Origin of the sequence: Paenibacillus sp. AK121 (assembly GCF_019042715.1) — a bacterium.
GTDB classification, from domain to species: Bacteria; Bacillota; Bacilli; order Paenibacillales; family Paenibacillaceae; genus Paenibacillus; species Paenibacillus polymyxa_C.
This window is the reverse complement of sequence record NZ_JAHPJM010000005.1, coordinates 365,424-387,906: the sequence shown is the minus strand read 5'-3', so window position 1 is coordinate 387,906 and position 22,483 is coordinate 365,424. Positions and strand designations below refer to the sequence as shown.

Below are 22,483 nucleotides of genomic sequence, written 5' to 3'. Positions count from 1 at the left end.
AAAATCTTATATAATTGATGCTGGTTGCACTAAGTCCCCAACTATATTCTTCAAATAACTCATTTCCGCGAGTGATTTATCCGGATCTTCCCTTAACCATAATACTTGTTCTATAAAAAAATAATCGCAGGCTAGAAACCTGCGATTATTTTTAAGTTAAGACAGCCTCATGCGAAGTATGGAGTTACGTTTTAAAATGATCAGTTTGCCAAGATTAGCATTGTCGACTATTGTACAGCTTCATTAAGCATAAAAAAGCAGCAACTTCACGGATCGTTCCGGAGAAGCTGCTGCTTTCGTGTTCTTATTGGGCTTTGGCTGTATCAAGTAATCGTAGATAACAAAAAAGCTATGTTTACGAATTATTGGTATAATCCGTAAACACAGCTCTCCACGAGTCTTACTTAAGGTTGTATTTTTTGTTAAAGCGATCCACACGTCCACCAATATCCACGTTTCTTTGTTTACCAGTGAAGAACGGATGTGAAGCGGAGCTAGTATCTACACGGATAACTGGGTAAGTGTTGCCATCTTCCCATTCCATCGTTTCTTGCGAATATTTAGTAGAAGCACTCAGGAAAGTGAATCCACAGCTAGGGTCCAAAAAGATAACTTTGTTCAATGTTGGATGAATATCTTTTTTCATTTGTTTCACCTAATCTTTCATGTAGTTTTAGTTTCAATCTTCAAACGTACTGACGCAATGCTCCATCAGTTGGCAAAAGGAACGGTTATGTCTCAGAAAAAAGACGACAGATCATAACGGTTGTGCTCAAGGTCGTAAACGACAAGCAAACGATGCCGTATATATTGCATCGCCCATTACACGAACGCTCCGTATCTTTCGTCAGCCTTCATCGTTATATAAGCATATTGTGAATGGTCCTCCGGCTCGTCCCGCATGCTGACATCAGCATAGGAAAACTCGGTGACCACGTGCTTTCGATTCAAAAGGCAAAGCGTGCCACTGTAGCTCAGCATCCATCATGCAACCATGAAAAGAAGCCGTTCTCTTAGGTGCTAGCTTTAACTTTGGACGCTCTGTCCACTGGACTAATTCAAGTTTTCGCCGGTTCCATAACGCAGGCTTTTTGCAAACTTACAGGCTTCGCTCAGGAAGAGATCATTCAGGTTGCTATGCAGCAAACCACAAATTATCTAGTTTCACGATGAATCGTGTACTTTTTCAAACGCGGAGAGTATTTTCTCATTTCAATACGCTCCGGATGATTTCTTTTGTTCTTGGTTGTTGTATAGTTGCGATCACCGGATTCGGTGCATGCCAAGGTAACAATAACGCGCATTTATTCTTCCTCCTCAATTGGAATACATGGTATACAATTACAATAGTAATTTTTACGATTAGTTCTATTCTATAATTCATGCTCCTCTTTGTCAACCTTAGAGTCGCGGTTTGTTGCTTCTTTTACTGTGTTCCAGCGATTACGGTACTGTACTAGCTTGGGATGAAGTTCCAATGGCTCACTCGAAAGCAGCAACCTGACGTTTCTAATCCATTCTCCAAAGGATGCATAGGAAGCGCACAAATTAGCAGTCTCAGGACTCATATACAAAAAAAGCGGAGTTGCATACTTTTCCGCCAAAAAACGAATGGTTGCTTCAATTGGCGTATACTTTTTTCGCTTACCTTCCCAGTTCTCAATCACAACAGCACTCAAAGCCTGCTCTCGCTGCCACTCTCCCAGCTCGCCGACCCGCTTATAATACGAGCGTACTGGTTGCTTCCACATTCTTCTGACCGTTTCTTCATGTAGCGGATACAGCACCAGCTTTGTAAAAGACAGTGCAGCCCCCGTTTCGGCAAAAAGCTCCAGCTCACTAGCTGTAGTCTGCTCAAACGTATCATAGTAGACCATAGTCCCTTTGTGCGTTTCGATTGGCGGTTCATAACCATAGGGTACATATTGAAGGTTTCTTGTCATGCTGGGCACTCCGTCCTTCCATAGAAAATTTCTCCTTCTATATTATACCCTTGTTATCGCATGAGCTTACATAAAATGTTTATCCTTATTCGACAGCAGGTGTATTACCGCGCGGACCCCGCCGGAACTGCAATGCGTAAAGCCCCATCGTCACAAGCGCAATCAGCGCAAGCACCGTAAATATATTGCTGAAATTGAACACTTGGACATTAGATACGACCGGATTCAAATGAAAGGACGACGAACTATCTAACGTTTTGCCCAAAATACTTGTTGTCATCGCCCCGGCAATGAAATTCAACAGAGATAACAGCCCCATTCCAACACCAATCTGATCTTTCGACAAAGTACGAGAAATCGTGTTGGACATGGCAATCTGCATAAAGGTCTGACCTACATTTCCGAAAATAAGCAAAAACAAAATCAGATACGGAGATGCACCTACAAATGTAGACAAGCTGATAAAGCAGATAAACAATAGCGATACGGCTGTATAAACTAGAACTGAATTCCCTTTGCTATCGGCCAAACGCCCCCCTTTTTTTCCTAATAGAGCTGACGCAATAGCAGCGGGAAACATAATCAGTCCAATCGTAGCTGGTGTAAGCTGGTTGAGACTATTCAAAAACTGTGGTGCCAAGTACGGCAATCCAAAGCTAATCCCCGTCCCTAAAAAAGCGATAAGAAGCCCATATGAATATTGCTTGTTACGGAACAGCTTTGGCTGGATGAACGGATCGTGGGCAGTATGAATGCGCCATATAAACAGTCCAAATAAAACCACACCGATCAGAAAAAACATCATATTGGCTTGTGAAATGGAAAGCAACAAGCAGGCCACTGTTCCACCCAGCAATAATCCGCCAAGAAAATCGAACTTCTGATCCTTTCCTCGCTGATCGTCCAGGTATTTGCGAAAGAACGGCAAAGCGATCAGTGGCAGCATGGAAATGACGAACAAAAAACGCCAGCTCGCAAAGCCTGTAATCAAACCGGAAATAATGGGAGCCAGCGCAGTACCTAATGCTAAGCCGATTGCTGTGACGCCTAAAGCTCGCCCTCTTTTTTCAGCTGAGAAATAGCGAACGGGAACAATCATAGCGGTTGCCGGAATAACAGCAGCCCCTGTGGCCTGAAGCAAACGGGCTACAATTAACATCCAAAATTGATTGGCCAACAGTCCAATAAGCGAACCTAGTGCAAAAAATATAATCCCAAATGTCAGCAAATCTTTGAGACGATACTTATCTGCAAGCTTGCCGTAGGTCACCGAGCCAACTGCATACACGATCATATAACCCGTCAGTAGCCAGCTTACATCGGAGGCACTAATATGAAATTCCTCCCGAATGACAGGCATAACAACATTAAACATAAAAGCGTTCATCACTGAAAAAACAAGTGTGAAGGCCAAAACACGCATAAGCTTATCCGCATTGGGATAAGTTTGTTCTTTTACCATTTGGTTTCTCCCTCTCCTGTAAACATCTTATCTAGGTGACATTTTATAGCTCATAGATTCCTCAGCCGGGCAAACTTTTCTAATTATCCGCTCAAACGCAAGCATTCGCAGGACGGTAATCGTGAAGAATTTTTTTGAGCAAACCACGCAGCGTCTCCGACTCTCCGACAGATAACGTTTTGCCTACGGAGCTTTTAATTTGCTCAATGGTACGTTCGGCTACCTTGTGAATCTCCAAGCCTTCCTCGGTCAAATAAATCTGCTTCATTCGTGCATCTTCCGGATGACTTTGGCGTACTGCCCAGTTTTTCTTAACGATCCCGTTTACCAGGCTGGTAACACTTGATTTATCAATAAGCAATAGCTTTTCCAACTCCGTATTGGTGACTCCAGGCGACATCGCCAGTATATAGAGCGTCTGCGATTGTGGGGAGGTAAGCCCCAAAGGGCGCAGTGCTGTTTCAATCTCACGCCGGACGGTGGTGAAAATCCATTTAATTAAGTACATCGTGCTCTCTTCTTCCCAAGGAAGACAAACGGGATACACCTCACTTCCCATTTCACTACTAACCTCCTTATCTATCGAATTTTAATAGTTTGAATTCCAACTAATTTTAATCAGCTGCCTATTTGGTGTCAATACCTTCGTAAAATGATCGTCTACTAAATACAGTCAGTTTCAGAATCACGAATACATTTTATGCATAAATTTATACATATAAAAAGACAGGTTCCAAAAAGAACCCGTCTTTTTACTGTCTATAGTTGCTTAGTTGGCAGCTTTCACTTGAACCAGCGGATAATCTTTTCCATCCACAGTAACCGTGCTAGCATCATTTAGCTCTAGCCGTTGCCAAATAGTCAACAGCGTACGATAAGGATACTTGTCGAGATCATATTCCGTTGTCCCAGTACCATCATCGGACGTGCTGGTGGTGGTTTGATCGGTTGCTATACCGCTACCCTCAGTTGATATCTTTGAAGTCGCGCCTCCGGCTGTGTTGTCTGTCACTGCTCCAGTCTGATCAGCGCTTTTTCCGCTGGATGTACCGCTCAGATCTGTAGAACCACTTCCTGTGGATTCTCCGGCACCTGTCTTGCTTTTGGTGGTAGCGCCCTCAGTGTTAACGTCACCGGACGAACCATTGTTAGCTTTACTGGCTGCTTCCTTATCGTTCTGTTCAGTAAGCGTAAAATTTTCGTATGAGTGCTCCTGTTGATCCGCACCGACAATGACGAGTTTTTTAGGCTTAAATTCTGCCTGCTCTGCCGATGTTTGAAACGCAAACAACAGCTTGACCATTTTCGTAGTGGACTTGGTGTTAGGTACATGTGTCACTATTGCAGCAGGCTCCTCTTTTACCGGCACTGTAGGCTCTACTGGCTGTTGTACAGGCTTTGGAGCAGCGGCAGGCGTTGGTGTGTCAACAGATCCAATGATCCCGGTTGCTTTCAGACCGCCTAATGTTCCTGCAATAACGATTAATACGATCCCGGAAATCACACCGCCTTTGCGGAAACGACGAAGCGTTTTGACCAAAGGTGTGTCTGTCTCACGCTTTGCTGCCTGATAGAAATTTTTAAAAACAGGCTTAGCTGGTTCAAAATATTGACGCCATAGCGGCTTTTTATGCAGGCCCTCTCGTCCTTCCTTTTGGAAGAATAAAAGCAACGCACGCCGGTAGGCTGGTTCAAAACCACCACGTGGAGTAGCAAACTCAGCGTGTTCCTCCGACCAGCGGATAAAGCGGTACATCGTATCGTTATCCTTTGCCCATTTGCGGATCGAACTGACCAGGCGGGCAAAATCCAGTATTCCTTCGCCAGTACCATCAGAACGATAGAAAGCTGGCAACAGACGGGCAAAATGGCCTTCTGCAAGCTGCTGGGGCAGCCAACCGTAAGCCCAATCCTGCACCTTTTCTACTTCGCTTGGCTCCAGACCGTCTAGCACCGATGGTTCCGGGTCCTCCGTGTTAAACCAATCATAAGCCGCAATCAATCGCACTGCTTGTCCCTTGAGAGGAGCAGGCAACTTTCCAACCCACTGCACCAAATCGGGCCGTGTGAAAAAGGGAATCTGTACGACCTGATCAGGTGATATTTCTTTTAGCTCTACTTCAGTGAGTAAATATCGATCCGATGCTTCCCGTAAGCGCTCTGTTAATCCGGATTGCTCCAACGGGGACAGTGTACCCACGGCAGAACTACTGTCCCATTGACGCAAGCGTTGGTGAATGGCAGCCACAGTCTCTACCGGCTTTCTCTCGGCACGCAGCTTGCCCATCAATGCAGATTCGGCCAAAAGCTGAAAATCGGCATTCGCTGACACTTCGATATACCGACTGCCCCATTCATGCACCACAGCCAATAGACCCTTTACATCAGGCGTTCTTTTCATCTGACTGTCCATGTAGGGAATGAACAGCATTTTCGTGAGTGCCGGATTACCCAGTACTTTCGTAAAATAGACCTTGCCTAATGACGGATTCTCTTCAATCGTATGATAAATATACGTGACTGCTTCCGTATTTCTGGCAGTATAAGCGTTGTTTAGCGAACGGATTAAATACTCCACCAGCCGATTTTCGCTACTGCGTGCATGAACTTTATAATAGTCCTTGAAGCAATCAACCAGCCCTACATCTGGAATGTGTCCATCCTTCACCCGATCAAACTCATGATCAAAAAAGGACAGAAACAGATCATTCAGCCGCATTTTACGTGGCAGCGCATCAGATGGCGATAAATAATCAGTCAAGCTTCGTAACACAGTGATTCGCTGCTCGTTGTATAATGACCGCTCTCCCTGCTCAATTCTGTACAGCGTAATGAGCTCATGATAGCTGGAAGGCGTTAGTTCACGCCCTGCCTCCATGCCTGTCAGCATTTGCTCGGCAAATTTGAGAAAATCGTCTGGAGCCTCGCCATTCAGTAGCGTACGGACAATCCAGTCAAAATACGGCTGTTTCGCCTGCTCTGTATCCACATTCAGTATTCGACTATTGTTAGAGAGGTCAAATACAAAGTCCTTTTCTACATTCCGATCACCGGGACGCAAGCTGAATGGCTCAACAAACATTAAGTGAATGCCTTTTCTGCTGTTCGGTTCCTGCGCATATGTAAGAAATCCGAGTCTGTTGCGAAATGCATAAGGCAATGCCGCATACAACACACCCAGTAGCTGTTTGGCTGAAGATGCTACCGCTTCTGCTGGAACATTCAGCGCTACATATACCTTTTTGCGACCCGCAGCTGACATCATTACAGCGTATAAAAGCTGCTTGAACACTTCTTCGCTCAGCTGCAATTGAGCCAGTACTGCAGACGGGTCAACAGCGGGAAATACACTACCACCTGGTAGACGCTCTAATTCCGGTAATTCCGTTCCCTGCTCAATATCATAGGTATCGGCAAACGAAGTGTTCAGCCACTGCTTATAATCAGACGGAGATTCACCATGTCCAGCCGGAATCACATAGTTATGCGTAAAAAAGGCGCTCCGAAGCCCAGTGAAATCCGCTGCTTTATAAATACTGCGTCCGAGCACAACACCCCCGGACTCTGTCCGTACCAGATGTAAAGCTTCGGGATAGACACTCTCCTGCTTCTCGCCACGCGCTGTCAAAGCCGCAGGCGCATCATACACACATAAAGGATGCAACACCTTTTTAATAAATGAAGCATCCAACCCTTTGGAATTAGCTACTGTATCGAAGCCTTCCGTAGAACGGAAAATACCGCGCCGTTCCCGTGTATACATTTGCTGCTGTATCATATGAGAGGTAGATAAACTCAATGTGATTCTCTCCCCTCAATGTACTTCAACTTATAGAGCAGCCAGATGAATGGCTCATCTACACGGATCGGACTAACCAACCCTTGCAGCTTTTGGTCCACTGGATTGCTACCTAGAGCAGAAACTGCGAAATAGGCTGTATCTGTAAAATATACATCCATTGTGCCCTTGAACGGCTTATCCACCTTCTCGATAAAGCGCCGAACTTCGCCATCAATGTTCGCGAACTCATCCAAATCCATGTATTTGCGATGTTCCATTGGATTAAAAATATTGCTGTTTGTCTTGATATATGTGCCTTCTTCATCTGCCAGCGCAGTAAGCATGTCGCTTTTGGTCAGGACCACAGCGGTCGGAATGTCCGTCTTGCCTTTTTCCTGGTATGCAATAAAGTCACCGAACATCGTAAGTACGACATCACGCGGTTCATCATATTGCGAGACCCATTCACCAGGCTTATCGCCAAGATTAATCTTAATACGTTCCCGGATAGAACGGATTTGCAGTGGATCGACCATAAAAAGAATACCCGCAGAATTTTTAATATGCTGTCCATGAAGTCCCAGATAGTCCTGATCGACCATACCCTCACCAGCTACATCAAAAAATACCAATGTCAGTGGTGGCTTTTCCTCATCCTTAAATACAAACTGGAAAATAAAAGGCTCCTGCATCTTTTCTTTTTGTGTCGATGTAAGCAGATCGCCTCGTTCAAACAGTGGTTCCTCATACATCGTGCGGAACTTGCGGCTGATCTCTGCATTAAGCGGCATGCAAGCTGCATCAAAATGATCGGCCGTCACATGCTGCAGCGTGTGAATCAGAGAGGTCATAAATACAGATTTTCCCGCCTGCGAAGCCCCAATAATCGAAATGATATTACTCGGCACCTTGCCTGCGGTCACAGGCAGCTCGTTATGGCAGTGTGGGCACAGTCGGTGACGTGTCAGCTCACCGTAACGGTCCGTCAGACCTGTCAACACATGATCTGAATACAAGCGATGTTCCTCAGGTACATCATAGGGATGAAGAATTGCCTCCATATCATGTACACTATCCAAGCCAAAACGCTCCCGATATTTGTTCAACAGTTCATCTTCACCCAAAGCGTAATCCTCATCATCTTCACGGTGATGGGAAGCACGGAATACCACTTCTTCTGGGGAAAATTTACTAAAGCAATAAGGGCACACAATATCATAGAATAACGGCCGCGGTTCGGCCTGTGGCTTTCTTCTGAATAAATTGCTAAGAAAACTCATCGGTTGTGGCCTCCTTTCATTCAGGAACTAATTCATATATCGTGCCATACTTCTGACCGTCCGTAAAAAACAGCCGCACATACTCATCTCCCCCCACTTCAATAGCGGGTAAAACATTCCGTCCTGCAGCAAAGGGTGCCGTGAACGGATACAAGGTGCCATCGTCCCGGTCAACCGGATAGCCGCCACGCTTCTTTACGTAGCAAAGCGCCTCCTGCGGAACAGGAACTTCGGCTGTCACCTGAATCTGGACTGTTTTGCGGCTGCGAAACCAGCTTTTTTTATGGTGAACCGCATATTTAATTTTGGCTCTACCCGTGCTCAACTCCAGTTGGTTGGTTCCGTCTGGCTGACGGATTACAAAGGTGTCACCCTCCTCCCGAACAGCCGGATACACGGTATACCGCACACGTCCAATGCCTTCAATCCGGTCACGATAGCTGCCAGCGGCCTTATATTCCTCTCGTGTAAAAAGCTTCAGGTCAGAAGTCGGCGTTTCATTCTGCCCGTTCGCACCTGCATCGGCTGATTGTTTGGCAATATAGACTACGGCTACACCTTCAGGCCACTGCCAGCGTAACACTACCCGGTTGTCGTCAATTTTGTGGCTCAGCTCCGAAATCACAGGATCACCGGGCTGTGCATCCCTATACTGCATAAGTTCCAGCCTCCCGTTCTAAAATCCACTGCTGCGTCGATTGCGCGTCGGGCCTTCCGGTGCCCCTCTCCGTTGGCCTGATGGCCCACCTTGGCTCCCACCACCAGAAGATCGGCGAGTATTTTCCGCAATCGGCAGAACAAGTGAAAAGACAGCAATAAGGGCCGCCAGTACGAGCGCTGCTAGCAAACGAATCATCAAGTCACCTATAGGCGAGCCAGATAACCCTCTTTCCAAAATCAAGCCAGCGAGCAAGCCGGCTGGAACTCCACCAATTGCGAAATTCCGCGCGAGAAAACGGTTATCAAACATCAATCCAAGAGCCAACCCTAATAGAACTCCGATGATAACCAGAGCCGTTACGCGATAAATAGCAAAATACAGACTGTCGGCATACTCACCTGTCCGCTCCGTTACCAGCGTGCGATCACCAATTTTGTTATATATTTTACCGAACGCCTGCGTAAGTCCTTGGGCATTAGCTACATTAGAATAAGTTCCACCCGTTAGGCTGGCAATATTTTGCAACAAAGCTATACCTTCTGATTCTGCCAGTTTCAGGCCGATCGTATTAATCGGAATCTGACGGGCAATGTAAGGAGCCAATGCGGTTTGCGTATCCAGTTCGCTAAAGCCGTCAGAGAGCATAATAACGAGAGAACCTTTTTCCGCATTGCCTTGGGTTTCAATCTCCTTGATCGTCTCGTCCAAAGCAAGCCCGATCTCTGTACCGCCTGACATTATAGTCTGCATACTATCGATTTTGGAATATACCGCTTGCTTCTCTGCATCTGTGCCAATGGGAGTAAATGGCTGCACCAACTGCGCAGTGGATTCAAATGAAACAATGGCTACGCGCTTGTCTCCATCCATTTGCCCAATTAGACTCTTGGCAGCCGTTAGGCGTTCATTATCGGGATCTGTTTGTTGCATGCTTCCGGAATTATCAATCACAAGCACGAGGTCCTGTACACTCTTGCGCCCTTCAGGGTTAACCTGATACCCCAGTTCCAATAACAGACCTGCCACGAGCAACATGACCAGTGTAGCAGGTACTAGTAATTTCCAGGACAATCCTGAGTATCGTTGTCGCCATGAATGTCCATTTAACTGTGGCGAAATTAGTTCGCCGATAAGGCAACCTAGACCAATGCACAGCGCCATGATGCCAAAATATAGCCCGACCACGATGATATGCGGCCAGTGGCCTATCAATTTGTGAAGAATAAGCTCTCCTAAGATGAAGCCTACTACAGCGCCCAGCAAGCCAAACACCAATAGGAGAACGTTAAATTTTCGTTGCTTCATAAGATTCGTTGCTTCCTTCCATCATTAAAGTAGGATAATATATGGCTACCGCAATTCCGGCAACCGGTCCACGTCGATTCCATGAAACACGAAACCATTCGCAGTATATGTCTCATAATACGTTTTGCCGTTGCGGTAAACCATCAGATCCTCCAGATGGAAGCCGCCCATCAAATGCAGTTTTTCCACCCCGCTACTGCGACGCTCATGAACAAAACCCAGCTTGTAAATTCGCGAAGTAATGTCGACGTCCATCGCATAAGGAAGAAATTCGCCTTCGTAGTCACCAAAAAAATACTTTTCTTCATACCGATGCTCATGGGTATAGTCGAGCAAACGTACATTGATTCCGCCGTGCTCTTCTAACGTTTGATACAGTTTTTTAAACAGCTCATCCTTCGGAACGACCAGCCGATTTTCATATGCAGCAGCTACATTGGCACGTCGTAATAATTCTTCTTCGAATGTCTGATTAAATGGCTGTGAGCTGAGAATCAAGGTACGGCAGGTCTGCGTAAGTCTATCCACCAGTGCAGACAGACCTTCATCCAGCAACCCAGATACAGGTCCCATATGCCGGGCGTCAAAGAATATAGATTTCCCCCGCTTGCTTTCCAACTCATGCATGACATCCTCCGTCACACGCTCGTAATACTCGAACAGGTTTTGACCTGTGTAACTGTCAGCCTGCCGAATACTGTCCGTTGCAGCTTGATGCAATTCACGCTCCAGGTTGGCTAGCTGTACTGTAATATGCTTCGCCTGTGCATGCCATTTTTCCAGTGCCATTTCATAGCGGCGAAGTAGCTCCAAATCCACTTGAATCCGCAACATGTGCATTTTATGCCCGTAGACTGTTTCAGTGAGGTAACGGATCAAGCTACGCACATTATGTTTATCCATAAGCGGCAGTCGCTGAAAAGGCTGATCTTCCACTCGTCCGCTATACAGCGCATCCAGTTCGGCCGCACTGATCTGCAAATCATTGGACGTATCACGAATCATTCCCCGAACAGCCGTAAGCACATTCCCTGTTTGATTTTCATCCGTCCAATCTGTCAGCTCGAAAAAGCCGATATGAGGATGTTCCTTAGCAGCTGCATTCACAGCTATCTGCAAACGCATATCCGCCTGAAAATCTCCCAAGCGCTTCTGTACGATCCGTTCACAGTTATCGCGGAAAAAGGCTTCGCACCCCTGACCAAACAAGGTTTCCTCTGCCTCACGTAATGACATTCGTTTCAGCGAGCCGTAGCTGGCTCCGCTCGTCATTAGTGCGCTCATGTCCATGATCGCTTCATTGCCAGGTACTAGATCATTTCGTGTACGACCACGCTCAGCAGCATCTAAGCCAAAATAATTTAGCTTATCGCGTATGTCCCAATCCTGCTCTGTTCTCATACGCTCTAGCAGCTTCACATAAAAGTGATACAACACCGTAAGCGCAATCGACTGATTAGGGCGGTTAACCCGGGAAAATCCAGCCGACACATAACCCTGCCGCCCGGATTCCGTCATGATGTTATTCTTAAACGATGTATTATTGTAGCCTCCATCCTGTGACCGATAGGAATCTCCTGCCTGGTAACGGTTTTTAAGAAGTTGAATGTGACAAATAATATCACAACTCTCGCGCAGGCTATTCGGCACCGTTACGCCGCGCTCATTCTTGTCGGACAGCACATAGACAAGATCGAACAACGGAGATGGAGCATGAGATACCGGGATGGTCAATTTGTCCTCGGTCATATGAAGCGGTGCTGTAAACGTATATGCTGGGCTCTGGATGTAATCCAACTCCCGCATAAAAGCAACGGATGTTGCACTTCTGTAGCCAAATTGGGCAGCCTGGTCGCTTTCGCTCATCAACACATACAGATCCATTTGTACCGATTTAAAAGATTGGGCAAAAATATACTCTGCCAACAGCGTAATTTCAGGAATTAATACGTTCATGGGATCATCCGCTGTTGTCAGGATCGACAAATGTACACGCTCAAACGAGGAATACAACCGACCATAATCAGCCAGATGTCCACTAGCCCGGCGTAACGCGGTGTTAAGTTCAATTAGCTTTGATTCATGTGTATAAAAAGCCTGGTGCAAGTCACGGCGTAACGTTTGGTGACTACTTTCTTCCGGTACAGCTACCGTATGAACAATGGCCTCTACCGAACGGTCTACAGCTGCGTGCTCTTCCTGCGAGCAAATCTGAATATAGGTTACTCCTGTGCTGTTATCCCACTTGGTCCGGTTGATATCTGCAATTGTGTTCATCACCGGGCCCATGTGATCGCCGATAAAAAGAAACACGGACGGGAAATGGATGCTGCTGCGTCCATCCCCGCTTCCGATTAATTGGTCCTCTGCGGCTGCATAGTCAGCCGCATAACGTAACAGCTGCTCTCTCATACTTTACTTCAACTTTCTGCGGATGTCGTTTAATTTCCCAGCCATTTGAGCATAAAATGCATAAAGTTCCGCTCCATTAGCCAGCTCTACCTTTTCATATTCCAATTGATTGCGAGCCTCTGTGTAAGTGGCTGCCAGCTCATCCAACTTCGCCAGCAGTGGTGTAATATCCTCAGATGAAGTCAATACAGCATCACGGCGATCCGCCTTACGCATTAGTGCTGCAAATTTCTTTTCATCCAATCCACGGAAGTTTGTGAACACTTCAAACTCCACATAATTGCGGCTCTTCATGACGTTGGCAAACGGCTCCCACGCCTCTTCCTCTTCATCACGATCATAGACGTACAAAGCGCCTTTTTTCGTGATCGTGTCCGTGTAGAGTGCCTGAATGAACTGATCCAACCATTTTTCTTCATCTTGGTATTTGCCCAGTAAAGCTTCCAATTCAGCGGCTTTTGCTTCGATTTGAATATATTTCGCCAGCTCATCACGAACCACCTGCGTTAACTCCGGTGAACGGATCAGGTTTTCCTTGGCCATCTCTTCATTGATGCTGCCAAAGATGTCCTTGCTTCCGGTCTGCTCCAGCCCTTCAGCCAGTAGACGCTTCAGCTCAGACCATGCTCTTTTCACCTCGCCCAAATTCGGCTTGGATTCCTGTAAGCGCATATCGTAGCCTGCCAGTAGCGCATTCATATCTAGCGCTTGTGAGCGAATTACAGTAAAACGGCTGCTTGTATTTTGATCGACATCTTTCTCACGAATCACTCCGAGTGCCTTAGCCCGGTCGAAATCATTACGAATGCGGGCATTGTGAGCTTGCACACGCGAATTGACGTAAGTTTCTCCCCATGATTTTTCAGGAATCGGCGACGGCAGATTCGTCCAGTTGTTCTGACCTGTCTGCACCAGATGTCGGCCAATACCTTCACGGTCAAGAATGGTTTTCTCATAGCTCTCTTCATACACTTTGAGCGGCGTATATACAAACAGAGGAACACCATTACGCGTATTGAGCCAGAAAATCCGGTTACGGACTTCACTTTCTTTAATAGTGAAGTGCGATTTGCCAATTGCATTATTTTGATAATTGCGAACGCCTTTCAGGATATTAGGCGACTGTACAGGTACCGAAACGAATCCCCAGGATGGGAAATACAAATTGCCAGAACTGTTGCTCAAATGGAAGACAGGTACAGCCTCCTCATCCAGCTTGCTTGCAATGTAACGCTCCACAAATTTTTCAATTGCTTCGTCCTGCCCGTACTTCATGACCAGGAAATCTTCCATAGAACGGGTAATGAGATCACCGAATTTGTCAGTCAAGAAATTGGAGATCGAGCTGATGATGTCCATGTCCTGATCTTTCACCCATTGATCTGAATTTTCCAGCAATTCTTGGGCAAAATCACGAATTAAGTCGTCACCATTGCGGTTATCCAGCAGCTTGGTCACAACTTCCGAAATATCCGGTACACTTACCAGATTCCAATAATACGTCTTGTTACCTTTGTGATCGGATTGTTCCTCGCCATTAATCAGCAGATCACCATTCTTTTCGAAAATGGCACTCAGTGCGTTCAAAATTTCAGTAAATACATTATAAATGCGGTTATTTTCTTTATTTAGCAGGTCATACAGGTCTTCATAGAATTCAATGAGCTGCTCTGTACGTTCCACATCAGCCCGCAGCCAATATTCGTTGATTTTTGCTTCAATATATGCATTTTTCTTCTTATCCTTGGATACAAACGCACTCTTGGCATCGCCCAGCTTCTCGTTCGCCTGCTCTCGCGCCCATTCAATGTCCGTAGGAATACGGTGCAGTGATTCACGCAACGTTTCAACATAGGAAAGCAGCATTTTCAGCAAGCTAAACCCTTTTTCAGTATATATCATGCGGGATACATAAAACGGCCCTTGCTCGGGATGTAGGAACATCCGGCGGATTTGGTCCGTAAACTGTCCTACAATTTCGCCAGGAAGCTGTTTCTTCGCTTTGATATATTCTTCGCGAGCACGCGTCAGGAACGTTTGTTCCAGCTCAGTGTCCATATTAACTACTTGCATCTTAACAACATTGTTATAACTTAACCGTTCACTGTTTTCAAAGCCCGGAAGCGGCTCAGGTACACGGGACTCAAAGTTTTTGATCATGCTATCCAGATCCACGCCCAGCTTGCGGGCAAACTTCTCTACATCCTCCTGATTTGGCGCTTGCTCAAACATTTTGGACATTTTACCAAACATTCGGTAAGCCAGATATGTCGTCATTTCCTCCATAGGCAGCACTGCCGAGGAAGCTCCGATAATATTGTAATCGTAGTTTGCTGGATACGCCTTATTCATTTGCGCGATGTTGGTACGAATGTTGCTGATATAGTCATGAATGGCGAACTCTTCACCCGACTGTTTTTCCTCACTCGCCATAAAGTTGGTGATGTTCTCAGCGGTGACATTCATGCAGTAATCATAAGCATTTTCCAGTAGTTTGCCTTCCGTATTCGTAGCCGAAATAAGGTGACACAGATTGAACGGCGGCAACGGCGAGTTTACAGTCAAAATGTTACCGTACTGTTGCTTAAAGCGTTCACCACGACTGTCCACATTCATCCAGTAGTCCAGCTCTTTCAGTGCAGCATAGCCATTTTTTTTAATATATTCACGCGTATGCTCGCTCAGGCTTTTGTTGGCCAGATTAATATCCGGTGTGAACAGATAACCCAGCGTGTTTACACGGTCTACACCTGCGGAGCCATAGTCCCGCTCAATAATGCCTCGAACGATATATGAGATATCGAGGAAAGTACCGCTTCCTGTACCGCCGGACAAACCGGATAGCAAAAACACCATAAGCTTCTTGTTAGTACCTTCAGACAGGGTTTTGATTTTTTTGTCAATACTTTGTACGACCTGATTGATTTTGGTGAACAATAGTAATCGTCCAGCCTGACGTACCCCTGCCGCCCCGTTCATACCATCGGTAATGCTCAGCTCGGGAGACAGCCAGTCAGTGATGTACGGCTCCAAAATACTGCGGTTTTGCAGCAACCCGCCGATTTCCGCATTGGACAGCAGTACAAACTCATTGATGGGGTCCAAACCAATCCCTTTGTATTTTTTGTTGCGGTCTTGTTCATTCGTTTCAAAAGCTAGAAATTCCACATTATCCGGCTTCTCGCTTTTTTTCTTGGAAATCGGGTCCGCAGGCAGCTTGAATCTGCGGTTTATTTGATATTTCAAGCGGAGAAGGGCGTCAATCCCCGTTCCCCCAAGTCCGATAATTAAAATAGGATTATCGATGGTATCTACTCTGATCTTATCGCTTACGATCCCTCCGCCGAGTGATACGTCTAATTGTTGGATATGCTCTCTAACTACTGGTTTCATAGATATGACCTCCTAAGGGTTCGTTTAGCTGTTTACTGAAATAAACTCCAGTAAAATGGTTTTGTCCACACTAGCCAGCGGAATCGTCAGACGATCACCGTTTTTCAGTTCAAGACCATTGCCTGCGTCTACAGCACGCCCGGATTTTTCAATCGTAATCTCTGGGGTACTACGCACCACAATGCGATCCTGGTTCGCTGGCGTGAACACGACCTTATCGGTTCCAGCAAATTCTGGCGCCAGTTGCAGCAACTGGTGTAAATTGAATTTGCCCCGGAAGGTGTTCAGCTTCTTATACTGCGGGTATGTCTTTTCGCCGGTATTTTCGTCCCGGATTTCCAGTACGATCTGACCGACAAAGCCACGATTGGCTTTTTTGACAGCCTTCCAGATGAAATATGCCGCCACTAGCAGAACGAGCAGTCCCACCCCTAAAAGAATGAGTGGCAATAGCTTAGACTTTTCAGCAGGCGCCGTAGGCTGAGTTGTGCCAGTATTCGTACCGCTCGCTGCCCCAGCTTTGGCACTGATGGTTACAGGCTGCGTTTCACGGTAGAAGCTCTTCTCCTCTGCTCTGACGGTTAGCTCATAGTCATGCTCATCCGGAATCGCATAGGAGCCGGTAAAAGCATCGCCTGCGTTTGTTAGGGGCACTTCATTCGTCGCGCCGGTATCAAGGTCCTTGACCTTCAGGACCGCATTCATATTCGCATACAATTCCTGATCCTGATACGGCTGGTTATTGCTCGTCAGATAGGAACGAATTTGAACCGAGTCACCTTTTTTGTATGATTTGGCAGGCGGTGCGTCCAGCTTCAATTCCAAATCATAGTTAAATACCAGATTAATATCAATCTTATCCTGCTGCACTCCCTTGACTTGAAGCTTCCAGTCGCCAGCCACAGGCTTGAGCAATTTAATCAGCGAGTAGCTTTTGGACTTGGACAGCAGTACATCGCTCGAAGGAATCGACTTCGTGTTGCCCGATGGGTCTATTAATCTCGCGTCCACCGGTTTCGAGGACATGATCGAAATGTTGGCTTCCAGCACGCTATCGTTTGGTACGGTTACTGTAACGTCCTGATAGTCGCCGTTTGCCGTAATGGACTGCAAGGGCACCACTTTCAATTTCAAATTGCTGGCGAAAATTTCACTCAAAATGTTCGGCAGATCGTCTGCCGAGCTTGTAATAAAGGACTTGCCACCCGTTTGCTGCGCGATGTCGGCGAGTTTATTTTTATTCAGCTTTCCATCTGCATTCAAACCGATGGTATAGATCGGCACACCGCTTTTTTTAGCCTCGGCTACAGCCTGTGCCATATCCTGAGCGGATTGGCTTTCAGTTCGGCCTGTCGTCTTATTAAAATCGTTGTTACCATCAGCTAACATAACGATCATAGGCGCATGCCCGGCTGTTTTGCCGTCCTGCAAAATACGGATCGCTTCCTTGACACCTACGGAGGTGTCAGTATACGCTCCCCGGTTCAGCCCGTCAATAAATGTCTTCAGCTCCTGCTTATCTGCTTCGGATGAAATATTAAGCAAGGCTTTCTCGCGCTGTACGACATCCGTATAGGCTACAATCCCAACCTTGTCATTTTGTGTTGACAACATATCAATAAACATTTTCATGGCTTCATTGCCAATTTTCCCAGGATCACTGGTGTTCATTGAATTACTTACATCGACTACCAGCACCGCATCCACTTTAGAAGCTGAGGGTGAAGCGGCATTCGCCGTCTGTGGCTGCCAGGCCGAAATCGAGGTCATGATCATTGTACATATGATTCCGATGACCAAAAACCATTTTCTGTCTCTACTAAACATCGCTTGTACCCCTTTGCCGATTAATTCTCATTCTAAATTACAGTTGTACTCCACTACTATTAAATTATAATGAGTTTTACATGAGCGCCAGCTGAAAATCCTGTCCGAGCGGCCTGAATACGACCAAAAAGCCTATTATACCGCGATATTTTACCAATATCCTGCAGTAATGATATAATTATACCCCAACAAGGGCAATCGGGCACCAGCCTTCTCCTTTATACGACAAAAATAACCCTAGCGAAACCCGTTCATGTAAAACAGTAAAATAAAAATCTAAGCAGAAAGAGGAAGTACACTATGATCTCATACGGATGTCTGGCGATTATGTTTCTTTTTGTCGCCATTAAATCACTAATCTACTATATACATAAAAGACGCGCCCCGTCGATTACACAAATCGACACCGAGCTTCTCGCACTGCTGAACCGGAGAAGTGAGCGCAATGAATAGCTCCAAACAGGCTGTGCAATTTCGCCCATTTACCCGCACAGAGCGTGCCTTCCAAAAGCTGAGAATCTGCAAGCGCTGCGGACAATTCACCGCTCTTTGGGAAGAGAAATGTACATCGTGTGGTCGGGATACGCTGGTTCCTGTAGAGCAATATGCCCAACTCAGAGCTAAACGTTATTTTTATAAAGACCTTGCCGTCGGCATCGCGTTGCTGGCTACTTCTATCTTTTTCGGTCACTCGTCACAGCAAATGCTACTGTGTGGGATCGTCGGTGCGTTTCTCCTGTTGCCCTTGATCCTTCTACAGCAGCGCATTGTTCCTTATGAACAGCGTAGGCAGCTTATACGCCTTTTCAGAGGCCGTATAGGACAAATCCAGGAAGGATTGAACGTGAATCACAAAAATGCAGTTGCCCTACGACAGCTCAGTGAGCGTGTCTGTTATGAAATGTTACGCGAGATTGCCATACTCATTCACAATGATCGGATAAGGCTCCAGCAGGTCGCTCTGCTGCAATCATTTGTTCTTCGCAAAGATATGGAATTAACGCTCGATCCTCTCCTGATCAAAAGCTTTGAACCCCTTATGGTCAGATACATTGGAGAGGTTGCCAGACTCAATCGTGAGCTGATTAAGGATCGGACATTCCGGTATGTGGCTTTTTATGAGCGCCGTATTTTAGAGATGGCGGGAGGCGAAGATATTCTCGTTCGCGTAGCCAGTGCCGCTGTCCGTAAAAAACGCTACATAGTCACCCATGCCGCTTTCATTTCCAGATATGTTCGGAAGCTACCAAAGGAACGAATCCAACGTTTATATCATATCATTCAGGAGAATCCGTTAGAACCCTTTGGAGATTTGGCCGATGAAGTGAAGATCATGTACCTGATGGAGCAGTATAAAAGCTGAGTTACCATAATGCCCTTTTATATATGACGTATCCCAGTCAAGGAATCACTGCAATGGATCAGCAAAAAAACCGTCAGGATCGCCAATGTGCCTCCAGACGGTTTTTTAAATATGGATTATAATGACGCTCATGCATCTTTATTGACCTTGCAGTTTATGCTGCGCATGCTTAATGGAAGTAAAGTTAAATGCTCGTACTCCCTTGCTATCATACACAATAATCTCTTTATTTAAATACGGGTGTAGACCATTAAAATATCCGGGCATAATCAGTCTGCGCATAAAAAGGTTTTTACCCAGCAGACGGGGTGAATTGGTCGATACGACAAGCATCTGCTGGGTTGCAGACCATGGGCTAGGTTGAATATATGACAAACAGTATTCGCCTGCCGTAAAATCGTCACCCCATGTATACCCATCCTCGGTACATTCAATTTGAAGATGAGCTTGATACTTTTGAAGCAGCTCATGTCTGGACAAGGCCGAAGTGATACAAATCACGTTGCTATCAGCCAGTTCTTTCTCTGAAATATCTTTAGAAGAAACCACGGGATAATGAACACCAATGTACGGGTTCCAGGTCGCTGTCCGCGGACTAGCCAAGGCGTTCGCCGTTCGTTTCACCGCCTGTTCTTCCTCTTGTGTAGCATAACTGGAAGGAAGAACAATGTGAAGTCGATTCATATAAACATCAAGTACACCCATACCGTGACTCGCACCATTTCTTCCCACGCTTTGCAAATCCGCAACACTCTTAGCTGCATCCGCATTTTTGGTGGAGTCTTCACTGCTCTCTCCCTCCCGTTCAGCAATCAAACGGTATTCGGGTGAGGGGCGTTTGTGCGAGTGTGTTTTAACAAAGCGAAAGCGGCTGTATTCTCGTAAATCCAACATGAAAATGCGGGCTCCGATACGAACTTGGGCCAGTTCCAGGGACATGTCCTCTTGTGAGAGATGAATCACAAATTCTTCGACGTGAACAGCCTCAATATCCAATTCACCCGTGGAACTCATTTCGCCATACAACTCCGCATATTCCTCGTTTTCATCCATGCGTGTCACTTCCAGCCAGTAAGCTCGATTATGTCTGCCCCGTTCCGTCCGGTAGGCAATACGCTGAGGGACGACATCTCTTTTCCATTGCATAAGCCAACCCAGTATGCCGTCCAAAAGTCTTAACTCATGCGTATCCCAATGATTAGACTGCCGCTCTATCACACCTTTAAAATGGTTCGATGAAAGCTCGGTTACCGGAGCTGTGTATGCTTGGGCAAATAAGTAATCCTGGTCACCACACACATCCAATATTGGAATATTGGTCAAATTTTTAAGATGCTTGGGGTGTGGCGTCCCTGAGATTACCGCAATAGCTGCAAACCGAGAAGGATAAGCCTGTGCCATCGCCCATGCAGCATATGCGCCGTTCGAGTAACCCGTCAGATAGATACGTTCTTCGTCCACTCGGTACGCTTGCAGTATGACATCTAGCCCCTCCAAAAAAGCAGCTTCTCCAATATAACTGCCCAGCGTAACGCCACGACACGAAAAAGTAACAAATATAGCCTCGTCTTCCCAACCCCGCCCAAAACCTCTATTCTGAAAATCCGGCAGTCCAAGCTCATATCGCTTGCCAGGCATTAGAACGATCAGAGGATACCGTCGCTCAGCCGTGTAGTTGCTGGGAAGCTGGATGGTATACCGTTGCAAACTATTGTCCAAACGGGAGACAAAAAAACCTTCACCAATGCCGTCGGCCGTCAAAAAAATATGTTCTTTCTGAAGTAACGATGGGTGCTGTGACTGTTCGGTATGTCCAGATATAAAAATTTGTTTTAATAGCTTAATATATTCACGCACCACCCGGGAATCCCAGATTTCAAAAGGATCTTCCGGCGAATCCGTTAACCTGTTTAATTCCTCAAGCAGGCCCTTTATTTGTATTTTCTGCGCAGAATGAAGAACATCTTTAGCGTAGGCTTGCATGTACTGGTCATACTCTTCCTGCAAGCCCTCCACGACGACTGACAAAGGCCGCACAAGTACCGAATACACAAAATGATGTTCTACAGCCTCATGATCCCGATAGGTAACGGTGAAGTGCAGCATTCCCGTATTCCCGATCTTCTCCTCATCCCAGGCGTAGCTTTGCTCCTGCTCCCAATGGGCTGGAAACTGATCCAGCTTCATGCCCTCATCATTCGTTACCTCGACCCATAACGTTTGATCTGAGGGAAGAAGTATCCGATCCTTACGCAGCAAATAAAATAAAATCGGGCTGTCTTCTCCTTCCCTGCCAGCACTTTGCTCAACCTCTAACCATGCCATATGATTACGTATATTACGCTCTACGAATTCACGATGCAGTTCTATCACATCTGGTTCATCGCATACCTGATTTCCACTGATACGAATAGAGCGGGCCTCATCAGGAATAAATGCAGCAATGATAACGACCGTATGATCACCTTCCTCCAAATACAAGCGAAAGGGACCGGATTCGGCATATACCAATGTGCCATCTATCCAAATTTGTCCGGTTCCTTCAAACGGTCTAAAAATCACTTCCTGTGCAGTCATACAACGTAGATTTGAAACCAGCAAAAGTCTTTCGTGTTCAGCCAAAGGCGGAAAAACACCTAGATTCAGTTCAGAGGTCCGAGGGTCAAGCTCGGTCAGTAATCGGCACACTGCCTTTCCTTTTGCTGAAAGCTCGATTCCATCTTCACCACAAGCCTTTTCCAAATTCCATTCCTCTTGCGTAAAATGACTCGACCATTCCCTGCCCACACCACAATTTTCCGGAAGCTCGACTGGGCCGACTGCATAAGCAGACGCCAGACGTACCGGATGATCCGACAGCACAGTAGTTGCTTTTTCCAGATGTGTGAACCTCATAACATTCCCCCTCCAGGTTTTTGTGTCCTCAGAGACGTAGCCGCGTTATATTCCGTTTAACATTCAATTGAACTATATAAAACTATTCGTTACCACCTCTGCGTACTCCTCCGTGCTTTTCAAAAAAGAAGCTATTCTCACAACAAAAAAAGAGGCAGCTT

Annotated in this window: 15 protein-coding genes; 2 read left to right on the top strand and 13 right to left on the bottom strand. The window is 46.1% G+C overall.

Features of this window, described 5'->3' with window-relative positions; all coding sequences use genetic code 11:
- Nucleotides 1-400 precede the first annotated feature (400 nt).
- From KSP24_RS12430 to KSP24_RS12375, 12 genes are all read right to left on the bottom strand, one after another.
- Nucleotides 401-646, bottom strand: a complete 246-nt coding sequence (locus KSP24_RS12430; RefSeq protein WP_013310118.1) for a type B 50S ribosomal protein L31 — start codon at nt 644-646, stop codon at nt 401-403.
- Nucleotides 647-1,154: 508 nt separating this feature from the next.
- Nucleotides 1,155-1,304 (bottom strand): 50S ribosomal protein L33, encoded by a 150-nt coding sequence (gene rpmG, locus KSP24_RS12425; RefSeq protein WP_013370941.1) that lies wholly within the window; start codon nt 1,302-1,304, stop codon nt 1,155-1,157.
- 69 nt (nt 1,305-1,373) lie between these two features.
- The gene (locus KSP24_RS12420) at nt 1,374-1,943 is read right to left on the bottom strand and encodes a hypothetical protein (protein WP_216975238.1); all 570 of its coding nucleotides are present in this window, start codon (nt 1,941-1,943) and stop codon (nt 1,374-1,376) included.
- Between the two features lie 85 nt (nt 1,944-2,028).
- Nucleotides 2,029-3,405, bottom strand: a complete 1,377-nt coding sequence (locus KSP24_RS12415) for an MFS transporter (protein ID WP_064963234.1) — start codon at nt 3,403-3,405, stop codon at nt 2,029-2,031.
- A 91-nt stretch (nt 3,406-3,496) separates the two neighbouring features.
- The gene (locus KSP24_RS12410) at nt 3,497-3,964 is read right to left on the bottom strand and encodes a MarR family winged helix-turn-helix transcriptional regulator (protein ID WP_064963235.1); all 468 of its coding nucleotides are present in this window, start codon (nt 3,962-3,964) and stop codon (nt 3,497-3,499) included.
- 210 nt (nt 3,965-4,174) lie between these two features.
- Nucleotides 4,175-7,204, bottom strand: coding sequence for a GAP1-N2 domain-containing protein (locus KSP24_RS12405; RefSeq protein WP_216975237.1), 3,030 nt, complete (start codon nt 7,202-7,204; stop codon nt 4,175-4,177).
- Nucleotides 7,201-8,466 carry a TRAFAC clade GTPase domain-containing protein gene (locus tag KSP24_RS12400; RefSeq protein WP_013370936.1) on the bottom strand — a complete coding sequence of 422 codons (1,266 nt, stop codon included), beginning with the start codon at nt 8,464-8,466 and terminating at the stop codon, nt 7,201-7,203. The genes KSP24_RS12405 and KSP24_RS12400 overlap by 4 nt, the downstream gene beginning before the upstream one ends.
- 16 nt (nt 8,467-8,482) lie before the next feature.
- Nucleotides 8,483-9,124, bottom strand: a complete 642-nt coding sequence (locus KSP24_RS12395; protein WP_013370935.1) for a hypothetical protein — start codon at nt 9,122-9,124, stop codon at nt 8,483-8,485.
- An 18-nt stretch (nt 9,125-9,142) separates the two neighbouring features.
- A complete protein-coding gene (locus KSP24_RS12390) occupies nt 9,143-10,432 on the bottom strand; it encodes a vWA domain-containing protein (RefSeq protein WP_025679137.1) in 1,290 nt (429 codons plus the stop codon).
- 45 nt (nt 10,433-10,477) lie between these two features.
- On the bottom strand, nt 10,478-12,844 hold the full coding sequence (locus KSP24_RS12385; RefSeq protein ID WP_216975236.1) for a transcription initiation factor TFIID: 2,367 nt from the start codon (nt 12,842-12,844) through the stop codon (nt 10,478-10,480).
- A 3-nt stretch (nt 12,845-12,847) separates the two neighbouring features.
- Nucleotides 12,848-16,237: a tubulin-like doman-containing protein gene (locus tag KSP24_RS12380; RefSeq protein ID WP_025679133.1), complete on the bottom strand. Its 3,390-nt coding sequence runs from the start codon at nt 16,235-16,237 to the stop codon at nt 12,848-12,850.
- 24 nt (nt 16,238-16,261) lie between these two features.
- On the bottom strand, nt 16,262-18,064 hold the full coding sequence (locus KSP24_RS12375) for a vWA domain-containing protein (protein ID WP_216975235.1): 1,803 nt from the start codon (nt 18,062-18,064) through the stop codon (nt 16,262-16,264).
- Nucleotides 18,065-18,364: 300 nt separating this feature from the next.
- Here KSP24_RS12375 and KSP24_RS12370 point away from each other — a divergent pair, with 300 nt between their 5' ends.
- Nucleotides 18,365-18,517, top strand: coding sequence for a hypothetical protein (locus KSP24_RS12370; RefSeq protein ID WP_165079916.1), 153 nt, complete (start codon nt 18,365-18,367; stop codon nt 18,515-18,517).
- Nucleotides 18,510-19,427 carry a hypothetical protein gene (locus KSP24_RS12365; protein ID WP_216975234.1) on the top strand — a complete coding sequence of 306 codons (918 nt, stop codon included), beginning with the start codon at nt 18,510-18,512 and terminating at the stop codon, nt 19,425-19,427. Before KSP24_RS12370 ends, KSP24_RS12365 begins: the two co-directional genes overlap by 8 nt.
- A gap of 138 nt (nt 19,428-19,565) precedes the next feature.
- Here KSP24_RS12365 and KSP24_RS12360 read toward each other — a convergent pair whose 3' ends face one another.
- Entirely contained in the window at nt 19,566-22,322 is a 2,757-nt protein-coding gene (locus tag KSP24_RS12360; protein WP_216975233.1) for a PHB depolymerase family esterase, read from the bottom strand.
- Nucleotides 22,323-22,483: the final 161 nt, after the last annotated feature.